The 452-nt window shown below is 27.7% G+C and carries 1 pseudogene; it reads right to left on the bottom strand.

The window, feature by feature from the left end:
* Nucleotides 1-153: 153 nt before the first annotated feature.
* Nucleotides 154-452 (bottom strand): annotated as a pseudogene (locus AJ886_RS10600) (hypothetical protein); the annotation flags it as partial.

Genomic DNA, 452 nt, shown 5'->3' with positions numbered 1-452 from the left:
AGATTTTACAAATTCTTTTATGTTAATTCTCATCCAATAATTTAAAATAGAAAAGGCAATAAGCACAGATAAAGCTATAAGATAAAATTTTGTGATAACAGCAATGGATAGCAATGAACCTACAAAAATAGAAAGCGTAATACTATCTCCCATTTAAACTCCTGTATTATAAAGCACATTATAAGCTTTATCTTTAAAATCAAGCTTAGTGATAAAATCTTTACTATAAAGTTTAAAGTCCAAACCATAAGGAGTGAATTTTTGATAGTCTTGATAATCTTGATTGTAAAGATAGTATTGTTTGGTTTTTGGAGATCGGAGAATATCTTCAAAGGTTATTTGTGGTATAATATATATCTTTGGTTTATAAGTTTCCATCTGTCTTGTAGAACCCCAAAAACCATCATTGAATTCATTAGGTTCTTTAGCTTCATACCATTTTTGATCTATCT

Origin of the sequence: Campylobacter sp. BCW_6465 (assembly GCF_001762815.1) — a bacterium.
Taxonomy (GTDB): Bacteria; Campylobacterota; Campylobacteria; order Campylobacterales; family Campylobacteraceae; genus Campylobacter_D; species Campylobacter_D jejuni.
The sequence above is the reverse complement of the archived record's forward strand: the minus strand, read 5'-3'. Positions and strand labels throughout refer to the sequence as shown.